The following is a 16,308-nucleotide window of genomic DNA, read 5'->3' on the forward strand; positions in this document are numbered from 1 at the left end:
AGGTTGAAGCAAAGGAAACGCTGGCTGATAGGTTCGATGCTTACGTAAAGAATCTCGAAGTGCTCCTGGACCGCATCAAGACCGGTACGGTCGGTGATGGTCCGATCTGGACAGGATCCGCCGCTCAGCGTTTTGACAATGACCTCGTTCGAAAGCGATCAGAGCTCGATCGTCTTGCAGATCAATGTCGGAGTGCCGCACGCAATCTACGAGAGGTCGCGTCGCAGCTCCGGGAACAAGCCCGCCTACCGAATGCCCCGCTCTAATGGGCTGGGGGCTGCTAAACAGTCGGTTTTCCCGATGATCTCCACATTGGGATCGGAAGCTTGCAGGAGAATGATAAGGGTAATTCCTGGATCTGTCTTTCTCAATATCGAAACACTTCGGCCAGGCTGTGACCAGCTAGCGTTTCGATCTATTTCGTAACCGATCTGTTGTAACTTGTCGCGTAAGGGCCGCCCAAGCAGGTCGGCTCGCTCGGCAGGGGTGGCCTGGACACCTTCACCGAAGTTGCCACTGATTTGATATGAGCGAATAGCGGTATCATTATTCGAGCAGTTTGAGAAATTATCGTTCCCTTTTCCGGTATTGTCGACGATTTTTTTGTTCGCCGTCGGATGGAAGGGTGCGAGTTTACTCACGTCCTGGGCGAGCACCTGGGCGGCCTCGTCGAGGCTGGGGCCGCCGGTGCTGCAACCGACGGCCAGAAGCAGTATCAGGGCACATCCCGCGACATGACGCACCCTGTCGACTGTACTGATCGTTTCCCCGGCGGGGGAGCCCGGCGTCCGGAAACGGTCCGGGGGTCAGGTGGTGGTCTCGCGCCAGCGGTTGGTGATGGGGAGGCGGCGGTCGCGGCCGAAGTTCTTGGGGGTGATCTTCGGGCCCGGAGGATACTGGCGGCGCTTGTACTCGGCCAGGTCGACCAGGCGGATCACCCGGGTGACCAGGGCCGGGTCGTGTCCGGCGGCGACGAGCTCGGCTGAGCCCATGTCCTTCTCGACGTAGTCGTCCAGCAGCCTGTCCAGGATGTCGTACTCGGGCAGGGAGTCGGTGTCGCGCTGGTCGGGGCGGAGCTCCGCGCTGGGCTCCTTCTCGATCGAGCTCTCCGGGATCGGCGGCACCGCGAACCCGTGCAGGAACTCGCCCGACCGGCCCGCCTGGGCGTTGCGCCAGCGCGCCAGCTCCCAGACCAGGGTCTTGAGCACGTCCTTGATGGGGGCGAAGCCGCCCGCCGAGTCGCCGTAGAGGGTGGAGTAGCCGGTGGCCAGCTCGCTCTTGTTGCCGGTGGTGAGGACGAGATGGCCGTGCTCGTTGGACAGGCCCATCAGGATCATGCCGCGCACCCGGGCCTGGAGGTTCTCCGCGGCCAGGCCGGAGAGCTCGATCTCCTTCTCGAAGCCGCTGACGATGTCGGCGATCGGCACGGTCCTGGCGTTGATCCCCTGCCGGTCGACCAGCTCCTGGGCGTCGCTCACCGAGTGGTCCGAGGAGTAGCGGGAGGGCATGAGCACCACGTGCACCCGGTCGGGGCCGATGGCGTCGGAGGCGATCGTGGCGGTCAGCGCCGAGTCGATGCCGCCGGACAGGCCGAGGACGACCGACTGGAAGCCGTTCTTGGCGACGTAGTCGCGGACCGCGAGGACCAGTGCCGAGTAGACCTCGGCGGTGTCGTCGAGGTGCTCGGCGATCGTGGGGGCCTGCGGCTCGTACGGCTCGACGGGGTGGGCCGACAGCTCCAGCCGCTCCACCGTGATCACGGTGCCGTCGCCGGCGTCCACCTGGAAGGTGCCGAGCCCTCCGTACCTGGCCTCGGGCAGTTCCAGGTCGGTGATCAGCAGCTCCTCGGAGAAGCGCGCCGCGCGCGCGACCAGCTCGCCGGAGGCGGAGACGACCACCGAGTCCCCGTCGAAGACCAGCTCGTCCTGGCCGCCGACCTGGTTGACGTAGGCGAGGGCGCATCCGGCCTCGCGGGCGCGCCTGGCCACCAGGGCCAGGCGTACGTCGTCCTTCTCCTTCTCGTACGGGGAGGCGTTCGGCACCACGAGCAGCCCGGCTCCGGCCTCGGCCACCACCGCGACGGGGCCGCCCTCCTGCCAGAGGTCCTCGCAGACCGCGATCGCCACGTCGACGCCGTGCAACCGGAAGATCGGCAGGCGGTCGCCGCGGACGAAGTAGCGGTACTCGTCGAAGACGCCGTAGTTCGGCAGGTGGTGCTTGGCGGTCTTGACGACCACCCGGCCCCGGTGCAGCAGAGCGGCCGCGTCGAGCGGGGCGCCCTTGGGCTGGCCGACGCGCGGGGCGAGCTTCGCGCGGTCCACGTAGCCGACGACCACGGGGATCTCGCCGAGCCCCGCCTCGTCCAGCCTTCGCGCGGCCTCCTCGATCGCGGCGATCGACGCCTCCACGAACGAGGTGCGCAGCACGAGGTCCTCGACGGGGTACCCGGTCAGGAACATCTCGGTGAAGACGACCAGGTGCGCGCCGCGGTCGGCGGCTCGGCGGGTCCACTCGACGAGCCTGTCCGTGTTGGCGGCCAGGTCACCGACGGCGGGATTGCTCTGGGCCAGGGCGATGCGGAGTTGAGCCACGTGGCCATCCTATTGGGGCGTGCCCGGAGCCCGCCGTGCAGGTGATCTCGCCCCGGCCGCCGATGGACGCGCGGACGCCAAGAGGTGACCCCTGCCGTCGCCGGGTTCCCCGGTCAGGCCTCCTCCGGGGACCTCGGCCCACTTCCCGGTCCTTTCCCGGTACCCGGCGCCGGACTCGCGGAGGCCCACCGTGCTTCGGTGTGCCCGGGGTCCTGGTTCCGCCGTTCAGCAGAAGCGGGCGTATCCGGCGTCGTAGCCGTCCAGCCACCCTCTGTCGTAGTCGCTGGGCCGCCCGATGTAGCTGCGTGACGTGGCCCTGCGGCAGTCCCGTGCGGCGGCCCGGTAGCCGTCCCGATATCCCCGCCAGTAGTCCCTCGGGTTTTCCGCCGATGGGGCCGGATCAGTCATGGTCCCTTTCTGCGGGGTGTTCGCCGTCACGCCCGGCTCGGGATCCGGCGTGGCCGAGGCCTGTGAGAACGAGGTGGGTCCGAGGGTGAGTGCGGCGAGGAGCGCCGCCCCGAGCACCGTCAGCTGTCGCTTGCCGTACATGCCTTCTCCTTTGATCGAGCCGCGAGCAGAGCTCGCTCGACGGCCGTGATTAGGGGGAAAGATATAAGGCAAGCCGTTCGGACTAAAGGACCGAACTGCCCACTTTCTTATTTTCAGGGTAAGTTAAGAAGGATTTGATTTTGCCTATTTTTGTTTATTTTGGCAATTTTCGAGAAAGTATGGTTTCTCGCTGGACATGAGCATTCGTCGACGGGTGGACCCTAAAGGCTCGGCGAGATCCGGGTGTGGCGGCCCGCCGTGATCGGTGCGGCCGGGATCGGCAGCACGGCCTCCACGACCGTCCCGCCGCCCGGGGCCGCCTCGATCACGCAGGTACCGCCCAGCTCGGCGGCCCGCTCACGCATGGAGAGCAGCCCGACCCCCGAGCGCGGTCCCGAGGGCAGCCCGCGCCCGTCGTCCTGGACGCGTACCACCAGCGACTCCCCGCGCCGCAACGAGATCACCGCGGAGCCGGCCCCCGCGTGCTTGCGGACGTTGGTCAGCCCCTCCTGCGCGATGCGGTACGCGGCCACCTCGGCCGCCGCGGGCAGATCCGACAGGTCGCCCTCGGTCTCCACCGCGACCCGCGGCGTGCCCTCCTGCGCCAGGGCACGTACGGCCCCCGCCAGGCCGAGCTCGTCGAGGGTGGGCGGGCGCAGGCCGTACACCAGTTCCCTGATCTCCTCGCTGACCGCGTCCATGCCGCCGCGCAGGTCGAGCAGGAGCCTGTCCGCCGAGGCGGGGGCGGTGCGCAGGCTGATCCTGGCCATGTTGATCGACATGGCCATGTCGGTCAGCGCGTGGCCGAGCCCGTCGTGCAGGTCCCTGCGCAGGCGGCGGCGTTCCTCCTCGCGGGCGGTGAGGATGCGCTCCCGGGAGCGCTGCAGGTCGGCGGTCATCCGCACGGCGTGCGCCACGTCGGCGACGTACGGGACGGCCGCCGCGACCAGCCGGCCGTTGTGCGCGGCGGCGAACCTGCGGGGGCCGGGGGAGCCGAGGAGCAGCCGCCCGACCGGCTCGCCGTGCCAGACCAGCGGTACCCGGCGCGGCGCCGGGCCCAGCAGGCCGACCTGGACCTGCCTGGCACCGGGCTCGTAGACCTCGACGGCGACGCCGGTGACGCTCAGCCCGTCCTTGACCACGGCGGCGACGGCGGCGAGCGCGTTGGCCGGCTCGGTCTCGCGGACCTCTCTGGCCAGGCGCTCGGCGAGCGCCTGCGGGTCGCCGTGCGTGCCGTACATGAGCCGGTCGACCAGGCTCCTGAGCCGGTGCCGGAGCGGCTGGAAGACGACCCCGGCGAGCAGGGCCGCCACCAGGCCGCCGATCCGGTCGTATCCCGACAGTGCGAGCCCGGCGACCGCGCCGACCGCGTACATGGCGCTGACCGCGGCGATCAGCCCGGCGGCGACGAAGGCGCGGCTCACCACCGTGTCGATGCCGTAGAGCTGGTAGCGCAGCACCGAGAAGACGATGGCCCCCGGGATCAGCCCGGTCCAGATCGTCCCGGCCAGCCACCAGGCCGGACCGGCGAGCAGGAAGGCGACGTAGACGGCGAAGGCGAAGACCGGCCAGGCGATCTGGCGGCGCAGCTCGGGGCCCGCCCGCCGGAAGCGCAGCACCAGGGAGACCAGCGCCAGGACCGCGAGGACCGAGATCAGGACGGCGGTGACCCCGCGCGCCGCCATGTTGTGGGGGGCGAGGAAGTCCACCGCGAGCGGGTTGGGGATGACCCGCGGCCAGGGGTAGAGCGCCGGGTCGGGGTCCGGGCGGGTGAGGTTCAGCAGCATGTCCACCGAGAACACGACCACGCCGGCCGCCGCCAGCGGCCACCACCGCCGCGAGGGCAGCCGGCCGTCGGGGGAGTACAGCGGGAACAGGATCGCCAGCAGGAACCCGCCGGCCGCCTTTCCCGTGATCATGCTCAGGCGGAGGTACCCGGCGGACTCCATGTCGCCCGCCGCGGCGAAGGTGAACATCGCCGCCTCGGAGAAGGAGTTGACCGCGCACATCAGGCCACCCGCGCACATCAGCCACGCGGTGGCCGGACGCGAGCGGTGCGCCAGCAGGAAGGCCCCCACCACGGGGAACGTCAGTCCCGCCGCCAGGTCGGGCGTGGCCGGCTCCTGTGGTTGCCACCCGGGCGGCAGGTCGAGACGCAGCACGAGGCCGATCACGGTGAGTCCGACCGACAGGAGCGCCGTGGAGAGGGCGGCGAGCCGCAGCGGGGAGCGCAGCAGCCCGCGTGCGAGCGAGGTGGCGGGCCAGGCGGGGGCGTCCTCGGTCACGGTGCCGGCCACGGTGACCGCGTCGACGACCCGCCTGGGCACGCCACCGGTGCCGTCGAGCACCCGGCCGCGGTCGCGGTGCCGCAGGGACACGGCTATCTGCCCACGTCGCCGGGGTTGACCAGCCCGGACTCGTACGCGGTGACGACGAGCTGGGCCCGGTCGAACAGCCCGAGATGGTCGAGCAGCTTGACCACCGACTGCGAGACCGACCGCTCGGGGACCGCCAGGGTCGCCGCGATCTGCCGGTTGGTCAGCCCCCGGGCGACCAGCTTCATCAGGTCGAGTTCCGTGTCGCCGAGACCGGCGAGGCCGGGTGGCGCCGACGGGTCGGTGCGCCCGGCGAAGGCCGCGATCAGGCGGGTGGTGACGGCGGGGTCGATCAGCGCGTCACCGGCCTGCGCGGCCCGCATCGCGGTGATGAGCTGCTCGGGCGCCGACGTCTTGAGGACGAACCCGCTCACCCCGGCCCGCAGCGCCGCGTAGAGGTTGTCGTCCGTGCCGAACGTGGTCATCATCACGACCTTCGGCGGCGCCGCGTCGGCCAGGATCCTGCGCGCGGCGGTCAGCCCGTCCAGCCTGGGCATCTGGATGTCCATCAGCACCAGGTCGGGGGAGGTCTCCCTGACCACCGTGATCGCCTGCTCGCCGTTCTCGGCCTCCCCGACCAGCTCGAAACCGGGTTCGCTGTCCAGCACCACGCGCAGGCCGGTGCGGACCAGCGCCTGGTCGTCCACCACCACGACCCGCAGCCCCGGCAGCGCCCGCTTCTCGGCGGGCGTCACGCGCGCCGCCGCCGCCGGTTCCGCGGCCCGTACCGGCTCCGCGGGCGGATGGAGATGGACGGCCTGGGCCAGCATGTCGGACTCCAGACGTTGCAGGGTGGCGCCCAGGTCGAGGCCGAGCTCGTCGCGGAGCATCATCCTGGCGCGCCGGAGCGCGCCCAGCGCGTCCCCCTGCCTGCCGTTGCGGTACAGGGCCAGCGCGAGCAGCCGCCAGGCCTCCTCCCGCAGCGGATGCGCCGAGGCGTGCGCCTCCAGGTCGGCGACCAGGGCGCCGGAGTGTCCCAGCAGCAGCCCCGCGTCGGCCCGGCGCTCGACCGCGATCAGCCGCAGCTCCTCCAGCCTGCCCGCCTCGCTCACCGCCCACGGCAGGTCGGAGAACTCGGCCAGGGCCGGGCCGCGCCAGAGGGCGAGGGCCGCCTCCAGGCGCTCCCACACCTCGGCGGGCTCGCCGCTCGTCTTGACCGCGCTCTCGAAACTCCAGGTGTCCACCTGGCCGGGCGAGGCGCGCAGCGCGTACCCCGGCGGGGCGGAGACCAGGACCTCGGCCTCCTCCCGTGGCGCGCGGCCGGGTTCCAGGGCGCGCCGCAGCCGCGACACGTATCCCTGGATGGTCGACAGGGCCTGGGCGGGAGGCTCACCGGGCCACAGCTCGTCGATGAGCATGGCCACCGGGACGGCGCGGCCACCGGCCACGAGGAGCCGGGCCAGCACCGCCATCTGGCGCTGGCCACCGAGGTCGAGTGATGTCTCACCATGAAGGGCCTGGAACGGGCCAAGAGCACGAAATGTCAGCATTGCAGGCGCAAGGGTAGGGCTACCTGAACCAACGTCATAGGGCAATACTCACCATCGTTCGCGAGCCGTAAGAAATCATCGGTGGTCAGATCTTCACATTCAAGTTCACCGGGAGTATCGCCTCGACCACGGTGCCCCCCTCGGGAGGCGTCGTGATCACGCATGTCCCGCCCAGTTCGGCGGCGCGCTCGCGCATCGACGCCAGCCCGACCCCTGAGCGACGCCCGGCGGGGACGCCGATCCCGTCGTCGCGCACCCGGACGCTCAGGCCGTTCTCGCCCCGCTCCAGCGACACCCGCACCGTCGCGGCCCCGGCGTGCTTGCGCGCGTTCGTCAGCGCCTCCTGCGCGATCCGGTACGCCGCGACCTCGGTCGCGGCGGGCAGGCCCGGCAGCTCGCCCCTGACCTCCACGGCGACGTCGGGGCCCGCCATCTCCGCCACGGCCCCGGCCAGGCCGAGGTCGTCCAGCGCCGGCGGCCGCAGGCCGTACACCAGGTGCCTGATGTCGTCGGTGACGCTGTCCATGCCGGAACGCAGCTCGCCGAGCATGCGCTCGGCCGTCTCGGGGGAGGCGCGCAGGGAGAGCCTGGCCGCGTTGATGGACATCGCCATCCCGCTGAGCGACTGGCCGAGACCGTCGTGCAGGTCGCGGCGGAGACGACGGCGCTCCTCCTCGCGGGTGGTGACGATCCGCTCCCGGGAGCGCCGCAGCGCGCCGACCAGCCGGACCGCGTGGGCGGCGTCGGCCACGTACGGCGTGAGCGCGGTGATGACCCGCTCGTTGTGCGCGGCCGGCAGGCGCCGGGCGCCCGGCGGGCCGATGAGCAGGCGGCCGACGGGCTCGCCGTGCCAGACCAGCAGGATGTCGCGCGCCACCTCCTCCAGCGTCCCCACCGTCGACTCCTCGGGCCAGCCGCCCTGGAAGCGCACGCCCGTGCCGGTGACCGCCAGGCCGTCGCGCAGCACGTCCAGGGCCGCGGCCAGTCCCCCCGCGGGATCGGTGCGCTGGAGCCTGCGCCCGAGCTCGGCGGCGAGCGCCACCGGGTCGCCCCTGCCGCCGTACAGGAGGCGGTCGGCGCCGCGCTGGAGCAGCCGCCGCATCGGGTGGAAGAACGCCCCCGCGCAGAGCGCGGCGACCAGGCCGCCGATCCGGTCCACGTCCGACAGGAACAGGCTGGAGGCGGCGCCCACCGCCACGTACACCCCGCCGATCACGCCGACCAGGCCCGCGCCGACCAGCGTCCTGGTGATGAGCGTGTCGATTCCGTAGAGGCGGTGCCGCAGCACCGAGAAGGTGATCGCGACCGGGACCAGCGGGATCGTGAACGACGCCAGCCACCACACCGGGTTGCCGACCACCCAGGGGACGATCACGGTGGCGAGCGCGACCAGCGTCCAGAGGATCTGCCCGCGCTCCTCGTGACCGGCCCGCCGGAACCGGGCGGCCAGCGAGGCGAAGGCCAGGATCATCATCGCGTTGGTGAGCATGTCCAGCGAGAACCGCAGGAGGTGGGGGGAGGAACCCACGGGCCGCTGTCCGAGGAGGGGCATCAGGTCCGTGACGAGCACGTCGGCCGCCAGGACGGCGACGGAGCCCCAGACCAGGGCCCGCCAGCGCGGGGAGGGCAGTTTCCCGTCCGGATAGAGCAGCGGCAGCAGCACGACCAGGAAGAGGATGGTCAGCTTCCAGCTCACCCCGGCGATCGCCCAGATCGCCTTCGGCAGGACCATCCACTCTCGCGTGGTGTCCAGGAGCGCGAGGTTCACCGTGAGGCTGTTCAGCGCGGAGCACAGCCCGCCCAGGCAGAGCAGCCAGCCGATGACCAGCCGGGGCCGCTGGAACACCAGGAGCGCACCGAGGATGGGGAACACGGCGCCGGCCACGTCCTCGGGCGCGAACGGCAGCGGTGTGTAGGAAGGCTGCGGGAGCTGCGCCGTGACCCAGATGTTGACGCACTCCATCGCCACGGACGCGGCGGCGGCGAGCACCGCCGTGATCCGCCTCTGGACGGGCGTCACCCTCGGGATTCCCCGGTACAGCCCGCGCATGATGGTTTAGGCCCTTCATTCGTGCTTAAAGGGACCTTAACCGGCGCAGACCGCAATTTAATCAACGAGCGATCAACGCGGGTCGGATCTCGTACGGCGCCTCGGATCCGGTTCGCCCGCCGGTCCCCGCCCCCGCCCGGGCACGTACGCGCGGGTGGGGGCGGCCGGTCACCGGGTCACGGCACGTCGTACCGGCTGGACTCCAGGAGCCATTCCAGCTGGGCCCTCGGCGCCGTGAGGAAGGCGCACGCGACCTTGCTGACGTCCCTGGCCTGGCCGGTCGAGAACCCGAAACGGTCGAACAGCGCCGGCAGCCGCCGTGCGGAGGTCCGCAGGTCCTCGGCTCGGGCGGCGATCCGGTCGTTCACCCAGGCGACGGCTCCGGTGTCGGAGAGGCCGAACGCGGTCGCGGCGACCGTCACGTAGTTGTGCACGTCGCCGTTGGCCCGTTCCTTGTGGTGCGAGGCGACGTCGTTGCACCAGGCGGTGACGTCGTTGCAGGCGTCCACCAGCGTCCGCCAGGTCGTGCTCTCGCGCAGTCCCGCGGGTACCTCCACCCCCAGGCAGGGCTCCACCAGGTCGAACAGGTAGGGGCCGGCGGTGCCCCGCCGCAGCCGCGGGTACTCGGCGGGGGAGGGCACGCGGCCCGCGCAGCGGTTCTCGGCCTCGGTACGGCAGGCCTCGCCCTGCGCCGCCAGCCCCGCCAGGAACCGGTGCCGCCAGCGGGTGCTCATCCGCCCGGTGGTGGCCTTCCAGAGGTCGCCGAAGGCAAGCTCGACGGGCGAGGAGGCGTGCGCGGGCGCGCGTGCGACGAGGTCGAGCCGCGCGAAGGTGGCTCCGACGATCTCGGCCGCGCGCCCGGCGGGCTTCTCGTCCCACTCGTCGTCGAAGTGGAACAGCCAGGTCAGCCATTTGGCGAACAGCAGCGCCGACTCCACGCCGAATCCGCAGAAGGCGCGGCCGGCCATCCGCTCGAATCCGGCGCCGGAGGGAGGTTCGAGCCCGGCCTCGCGGGCCCAGGCGGCCAGCTCGGTGCCGATCAGGTCGACCGAGGGGTGCATCGGGCACGGTGCCGACATCACCGGCACGAGCTCGGTGAGGGGCAGCAGCAGCGCCGCGGCCACTCCCGAGGGCCGCGGCGGCCCCGGGTGGCCCGGTGTTCCGGAGGGCGCGGCGGACGAGGGGGACGAAGAGGAGGAAGGGGACAGGGAAAGTGACATGGAGTGCGACAAGGGCTGTGGGTGGGGTCGGGAACGGGTGAGGGGATCGCCGAACGTCGGGGTGAGCGCCACTACAGCGGACCGAACAGCCAGTTGCCGGCCACTTCCGGATCGGCGCTCGTGTAGAACTGCCGGGTCGCCTCGACCAGCTCGCCCACGGACACGACGCCGTCGCCGTCGCCGTCGAGCCGCTCGAAGGTGGCCCGCACGTCCTCGCGCGCGGTGCCGAACGCGGCCATCATGGTCCAGAACTCGTCCGGCCCCACGGCCCCGTCGCCGTCGGTGTCGCACAGGCCGGCCACCGCCTCGGCGGCGGGCGCGAACACCGCGTCGAAGTGGTCGCCCTCGATGAACGCGGAGGTCATGCCCGCGCGGAACTCCTCGGACGAGATGGCGCCGTCGCCGTCGGTGTCGATCTCCGCGGCCAGGGTCCGCCAGATCCCCTCGAAGCCCTGGGCGAGCCTGTGACCGGCCGGGGAGGTCGGCGACTCGCCGAAGCCGACGAGGATCCGGGCACCGAGGCCGAGAAGGTCCTCGCGCTCGATCGATCCGCTGCCGTCGACGTCCATGTGCCCGAAGGCACGGTCGAGCTTGTGATTGAGGAGCATGGTGCTCATCGTTACTCCAGCATTACTTGTCGAAATCGAACCGTTACCCTAAGTGACGATAGCGAGGTGTTTCCAGGAGCCACTCCAGGTAAGCCCGAGGGATGGTCAAGAAAGCGCATGCCACCCGCGTCACCTCACGGGAGGCGGCGAAGCCCAGGTCGTGCCGCTCCGTGAGCGCGGGGATCGCGCGGGCGGCCGTCCACAGCTCCTCCATGCGGGTGGCGACACTGTCGATGATCCACTCTTCCGCCTCCCGATTGGAGCGTTCCAAAAAAACGGTGCCCGCATGGCCGCGTCCGGCCACCGCCTCCTCGCACCGGGCGGCCACGTTGCCGCTCGCCTCGACGAGCGCCCGCCACTGCGGGCTCCGCCACACCGGGGCCGGCACCTCCACCCCCAGGCACGGTTCCACCAGGTCGAACAGGTAGCGGCCGAAGGCGTCCCCGCCCGGCTCCGCGGGTGTCCCCGAGGAGCAGGGCTCCGCGGGTGCCCCGGAGGAGCGCGGCTTCGCGGGTGTCCCGGGGGAGAGGGCCGCGGCTGGCTCGCGCGGGAGGATCGCCTCGCGCTGGGCGGCCAGCCCGGCCGTGAACCGCTCGCGCCACGCGCCGCTCATCCTCGGCGCGCACGCCGCCCAGAGGCCGGAGAAGGCCCGCTCCAGCGGCGCCGGCCCCGGCTCGCCGCCCGCGGCCACGGCGAGGACCGGGGTGAGGGCCTCGGGGGCCTGGCGCAGGCGCGACATCCAGGTCAGCCAGCGGGCCAGCGGCGTGACCGCGCCGGTTTCGCAACGGGCGAACGCCCGCCCGGCCAGCCGGGAGGCGGCGGGGTCGGGGTCCAGCCCGGCCGCGCGCGCCCAGTCGGCCGCCGCGGCCTCGACCAGGTGTATCGACGGATGGACGGGGCAGGGCATCACCAGTGCCGCGAGGCGTTCGGTGAGCCTGGCCGGTGGTGAGATCGCGTGCGGTGGTCCGTGAACTTCGGTACGCGTCATCGTTTCCCCCCGGATCGAACTTCCAGCGGCTCCGGTCGCACACTGTAGGAGGAGAGGGAGGCCGCCACGCGGAGGCGCGACGGGCCGGATGCCACATCTCACCGTTCTTCCTCGTAACGTGTGCGAAACACTGAGAGGGCAAACTGGGAGACCACTAGGCGTGTTGCAGCACGTCGGCAATGAAGGAGAAGCCTTGGACCGCCAGCAGGAGTTCGTTCTCCGTACCCTTGAGGAGCGCGACATCCGGTTCATCCGGCTGTGGTTCACCGACGTGCTCGGGTTCCTGAAGTCGGTGGCCATCGCCCCGGCCGAACTCGAAGGGGCCTTCGCCGAGGGCATCGGCTTCGACGGCTCGGCCATCGAGGGCTTCGCCCGGGTCTACGAGTCGGACATGCTCGCCAAGCCCGACCCGTCGACCTTCCAGATCCTTCCCTGGCGCAGCGAGACGCCGGGCGCGGCCCGCATGTTCTGCGACATCCTCATGCCGGACGGCTCGCCCTCGCACGCCGACCCGCGCTGGGTGCTCAAGCGCACCCTGGCGAAGGCCTCGGATATGGGCTTCAGCTTCTACACCCACCCGGAGATCGAGTTCTTCCTGCTGAAGAGCCGGCCGGAGGGCGGCGAGCGGCCCGAGCCGATCGACGGCGGCGGCTACTTCGACCACACGCCGCACAGCTCGGGACACGACTTCCGGCGCAACGCGATCATGATGCTGGAGTCGATGGGCATCTCCGTCGAGTACAGCCACCACGAGGGCGGCCCCGGCCAGCAGGAGATCGACCTGCGCTACGCCGACGCGCTCACCACCGCCGACAACATCATGACCTTCCGCCTGGTCATGAAGGAGGTCGCGCTGGAGCAGGGCATCTGGGCGAGCTTCATGCCCAAGCCCTTCACCGAGCACCCCGGCTCCGGCATGCACACCCACATGTCGCTCTTCGAGGGCGACCGCAACGCCTTCTACGAGCCCGGCGCCGACTACCAGCTCTCCAAGATCGGGCGGTCCTTCATCGGCGGCCTGCTCACGCACGCCGCCGAGATCACCGCGGTCTGCAACCAGTGGGTCAACTCCTACAAGCGGCTGTGGGGCGGCGCCGAGGCGATCGCCGGAGCGGGCGGCGAGGCCCCGAGCTACGTCTCCTGGGGCCACAACAACCGCTCCGCCCTGGTCCGGGTGCCGATGTACAAGCCGCACAAGGGCGGCTCGACCCGCATCGAGTTCCGCTCGCTCGACTCCGCCTGCAACCCGTACCTCGCCTTCGCCGTGATCCTCGCGGCCGGTTTGAAGGGCATCGAGGAGGGGTACGAGATGCCCCCCGGCGCCGAGGACGACGTGTGGGCGCTGACCTCGGCCGAGCGCAGGGCGCTGGGCATCCAGCCGCTGCCCCAGTCGCTGGACGAGGCCATCGCGGTCATGGAGCGCAGCGAGCTCGTCGCCGAGACCCTCGGCGAGCACGTCTTCGACTACTTCCTGCGCAACAAGCGCGCCGAGTGGAACGACTACCGCCGCCAGGTGACGGAGTTCGAGCTGGGGCGCTACCTGCCGGTCCTGTAATCCCGGGTCAGATTGATTCTTACACCGTAAAGGGGGCGGGGTCGGACGGCGACGAGCCGTCCGACCCCGCCCCCTGTCGATTCCGGTGGCAGGAGGCTCCGTAGGAGAGGAAGTCCTGCGGCGGCAGAGGGAGAAACCCTCGGCGGAATGACAAGATCCCGCCCTCTCCGGAGGGCGGGGGCGGTGACCCGGGCCCCGCGGCGAGGAATCGCCCCGGCGAGGTACTCCGGGACCGCCCGCCGAACGTCATACCGGCGTTACCCGCAGCTAATGAGGTCGTCATCGAGCCCGAGTTGGCTGTATGTACAAGCAGTCCGGTAAAATCGGTCGGTCCGATTAACGTGATTTCTGAGGATTGATCGCCATAAAGGCGACAGGAGGTGCGGCATGACGACGACGTCCGAGCTGCAGACCGTGCTGACCGTTCCGGCGCGTTTCCGTGGTCCCGAGGGCTCCGCGAACGGCGGCTGGATCGCGGGTACGGTCTCGGAGGCGTTGCACGGCGCCCGGCACGACTCGGCCGTCGAGGTCACGCTGCACGCACCCACCCCGCTGGACACCGAGCTGTCCCTGGGCCACCTCGCCAACACCGCGACCCTCACCCACGGTGAGAAGCTCCTCGTCGAGGCCATCACGGTCGCCGAGGAGTTCGACGTCCCGGCCTTCGTGCCCTTCAACGAGGCCGCGAAGGCCGAGGGCGGCTTCGCCGGTCTCGTCGGGCACGCCTTCCCCGGCTGCTTCGCGTGCGGCCTGCGCGATCCCGGCGACGGCCTGCGGATCTTCCCCGGCCCGGTGCCCGGCACCGACCTGGTCGCCGCCGGCTGGCGGGTCCCGATGACCATCACCGACGCGGACGGCACCGTCCCCGACGCGATCCTGTGGGCCGCCCTCGACTGCCCCACCGGCTGGGCGCACTTCGGGCCCGGTGAGTTCGCCCTGCTGGGCCGCCTGACCGCGCGGATCCACCGCCGGATCTACCCCGGCGGCACCTACTCCGTCGTCGCCCGAGCCACCGGCCGCGAGGGCCGCAAGCTCTTCGGCGAGAGCGCCGTCTACGAGACCGACGGCACCCTGGTCGCCTCGGCCAAGGCCACCTGGATCACTCCCGCCCAGGCCGGCTGACCCGCGCCCGGTCCGGCCGGCTCCCGCCGGAAGCTCGGTGGGAGCCGCCGGAGGGCTCAGCGGGAGAGGTGCTCGGCGATCAGCGAGGCGCAGCGGTCGTCGAAGAGGATCGTGTAGTGGTTGCAGTCGTCGACGACCTCGTCCTCCAGCGCGGGCAGCCGCCTGGCCCACACGGCGGCCAGCTCGTCGGGCAGCATGCCGACCGGCTGGTTCAGCAACCCCCGCGGGGCGCGCAGCAGCGACAGGGGCGAGGTGATCGCGCGCAGCGCCGCGCCGACCGTCTCGCCCTCGGTGAGCATCCACCGGCCGTCCTCGCGGACCGGTTCCCGCCGCACCCGTGAGCGCACCGCCCCCTCGGGCCCCGACGCGTCGTAGCGGACGTACTCCTCCGCCTCCTCCGTCCACGCCTCGGCGAAGGCGGGGTGGGCCTTGAAGAAGTCCAGGTACGCGCCGACGCTCGGGAAGGTCTGGTCCAGCCGGGCGAGGGCCGGGCCGAGCGTGGCCTCCAGGACCGCGTCGGGGTCGGCGCCGGGGGGCGGCGGCAGCGGGAGCCCGCCGTCGATCAGCACCACCCTGGCGTAGTCGTGTCCCGCGGCGGCGAGGGCCGCGACGTAGGCGCCCATCGAGTGACCGGTGAGCACGATGCCGGACTCGGCGCCCACGGAGCGGGCGACGAGGTTCACGTCCTCGGCGTGCGCGGCCAGGCCGTACGGGCCGGGGAGCCCGGCGCTGTGGCCGCGGCCCCGCAGGTCCATCGCGACCAGCGACCACTCGGCGGGGAGCCGGCGGGTGACGCCGGCCCAGGCCATCAGCGAGGCGGTGATGCCGTGCACCGCCACGATCACGCGGGGCCCGGTGCCGAAGCGGGCGACACGCAGCGCGCCGCCGGGGACCTCGACATCACTGAGGACGGGGTTCATCGGTTCTCCTTGGACGTGACTCCTCCGCTCCCTGAAGGGAGCGGCTTCTCGTTAAGCCGCTTGCGCGACGTCGCGAAGGGCAAGCCCTGCCCTCAAGATGTTGATCGCCGCATTCACGTCGGCGTGCGCCGTATGAGCGCACCGCTGACAGTGGAACCCGGCTTGGGTGAGGCGGTTCTCCTTCGCGACGTGGCCGCAGGCGGCGCACGTGCGGGAGGTGTTTCGGGGGTTCACTGCGATCAGCTCTCGACCGGCGCTTTCAGCCTTGTCCGCGAGGATTCGCAGGAACACCCCCCAACCCGCGTCCAGGAGGCTGCGGTTCAGGCCGGACTTTTGCGTGACGTTCCGGCCGGGTGTCTCCACGGTGCCGGACGCCGAGCGGGTCATGTTGGCGATCCGCAGGTCTTCGTGGGCGATGACGTCGTAGTCACGAACCAGGTGCAGAGCCGCCTTGTGCGCGCCGTCGAGGCGTTGGCGGCGGACCTTGCCGTGCAGGGCGGCGATCCGGGCCACAGCCTTGCGGCGCCGCTTCGAGCCGCGCTTGGTGCGGGCGAGGTCCCGCTGCGCGACGGCGAGGCGGTCTGCGGACGCCGCCAGGTGGCGCGGGTTGTCCAGGTGGTCTCCGTCGGAGGTGGTGACCAACGACGCCACCCCCAGGTCGATGCCGACGACCGCGCCGGTCGCGGGAAGCGGTTCGGCGGGTACGTCCTCGCACGACAAGATCACGTACCAGCGGTGGCCTTCCCGCTTGACGCTGACCGTTTTCACCGTGCCGCGCACGGGGCGGTGCTGGTGGACACGAACGTGCCCGATGCCCTGGAGGCGGACGAACGTCGCGGT

13 protein-coding genes are annotated in these 16,308 nt (G+C 71.3%); 2 read left to right on the top strand and 11 right to left on the bottom strand.

Going from position 1 to position 16,308, the window contains the following annotated elements:
- Window positions 1-245: 245 nt before the first annotated feature.
- From ACTOQ3_RS17425 to ACTOQ3_RS17465, 9 genes are all read right to left on the bottom strand, one after another.
- A complete protein-coding gene (locus ACTOQ3_RS17425) occupies window positions 246-743 on the bottom strand; it encodes a hypothetical protein (RefSeq protein ID WP_440084424.1) in 498 nt (165 codons plus the stop codon).
- 63 nt (window positions 744-806) lie between these two features.
- Window positions 807-2,591: an NAD+ synthase gene (locus ACTOQ3_RS17430; protein ID WP_440084425.1), complete on the bottom strand. Its 1,785-nt coding sequence runs from the start codon at window positions 2,589-2,591 to the stop codon at window positions 807-809.
- A gap of 225 nt (window positions 2,592-2,816) precedes the next feature.
- Window positions 2,817-3,140 carry a hypothetical protein gene (locus ACTOQ3_RS17435; protein WP_440084426.1) on the bottom strand — a complete coding sequence of 108 codons (324 nt, stop codon included), beginning with the start codon at window positions 3,138-3,140 and terminating at the stop codon, window positions 2,817-2,819.
- Window positions 3,141-3,361: 221 nt separating this feature from the next.
- Window positions 3,362-5,518: a sensor histidine kinase gene (locus tag ACTOQ3_RS17440; protein ID WP_440084427.1), complete on the bottom strand. Its 2,157-nt coding sequence runs from the start codon at window positions 5,516-5,518 to the stop codon at window positions 3,362-3,364.
- A 2-nt stretch (window positions 5,519-5,520) separates the two neighbouring features.
- Window positions 5,521-7,005 (bottom strand): BTAD domain-containing putative transcriptional regulator, encoded by a 1,485-nt coding sequence (locus ACTOQ3_RS17445; RefSeq protein WP_440084428.1) that lies wholly within the window; start codon window positions 7,003-7,005, stop codon window positions 5,521-5,523.
- Between the two features lie 85 nt (window positions 7,006-7,090).
- The gene (locus tag ACTOQ3_RS17450; protein WP_440084429.1) at window positions 7,091-9,025 is read right to left on the bottom strand and encodes a sensor histidine kinase; all 1,935 of its coding nucleotides are present in this window, start codon (window positions 9,023-9,025) and stop codon (window positions 7,091-7,093) included.
- A 206-nt stretch (window positions 9,026-9,231) separates the two neighbouring features.
- Window positions 9,232-10,179, bottom strand: coding sequence for a terpene synthase family protein (locus tag ACTOQ3_RS17455; RefSeq protein ID WP_440084430.1), 948 nt, complete (start codon window positions 10,177-10,179; stop codon window positions 9,232-9,234).
- A gap of 167 nt (window positions 10,180-10,346) precedes the next feature.
- Entirely contained in the window at window positions 10,347-10,892 is a 546-nt protein-coding gene (locus ACTOQ3_RS17460; protein ID WP_440065317.1) for an EF-hand domain-containing protein, read from the bottom strand.
- A gap of 34 nt (window positions 10,893-10,926) precedes the next feature.
- Window positions 10,927-11,871 carry a hypothetical protein gene (locus tag ACTOQ3_RS17465; protein ID WP_440084431.1) on the bottom strand — a complete coding sequence of 315 codons (945 nt, stop codon included), beginning with the start codon at window positions 11,869-11,871 and terminating at the stop codon, window positions 10,927-10,929.
- Between the two features lie 193 nt (window positions 11,872-12,064).
- Here ACTOQ3_RS17465 and glnA point away from each other — a divergent pair, with 193 nt between their 5' ends.
- Together glnA and ACTOQ3_RS17475 are read left to right on the top strand one after the other, a co-directional pair.
- Window positions 12,065-13,426 carry a type I glutamate--ammonia ligase gene (gene glnA, locus ACTOQ3_RS17470; protein ID WP_440084432.1) on the top strand — a complete coding sequence of 454 codons (1,362 nt, stop codon included), beginning with the start codon at window positions 12,065-12,067 and terminating at the stop codon, window positions 13,424-13,426.
- 387 nt (window positions 13,427-13,813) lie between these two features.
- Entirely contained in the window at window positions 13,814-14,548 is a 735-nt protein-coding gene (locus tag ACTOQ3_RS17475; protein ID WP_440084433.1) for a PaaI family thioesterase, read from the top strand.
- A gap of 56 nt (window positions 14,549-14,604) precedes the next feature.
- Here ACTOQ3_RS17475 and ACTOQ3_RS17480 read toward each other — a convergent pair whose 3' ends face one another.
- Entirely contained in the window at window positions 14,605-15,468 is an 864-nt protein-coding gene (locus tag ACTOQ3_RS17480; RefSeq protein WP_440084434.1) for an alpha/beta hydrolase, read from the bottom strand.
- A 51-nt stretch (window positions 15,469-15,519) separates the two neighbouring features.
- On the bottom strand, window positions 15,520-16,308 hold a 789-nt coding region (locus ACTOQ3_RS17485; RefSeq protein ID WP_440084435.1), incomplete at its 5' end, for an RNA-guided endonuclease InsQ/TnpB family protein.

The organism is Streptosporangium sp. LJ11 (assembly GCF_051918945.1).
GTDB lineage: Bacteria > Actinomycetota > Actinomycetes > Streptosporangiales > Streptosporangiaceae > Streptosporangium.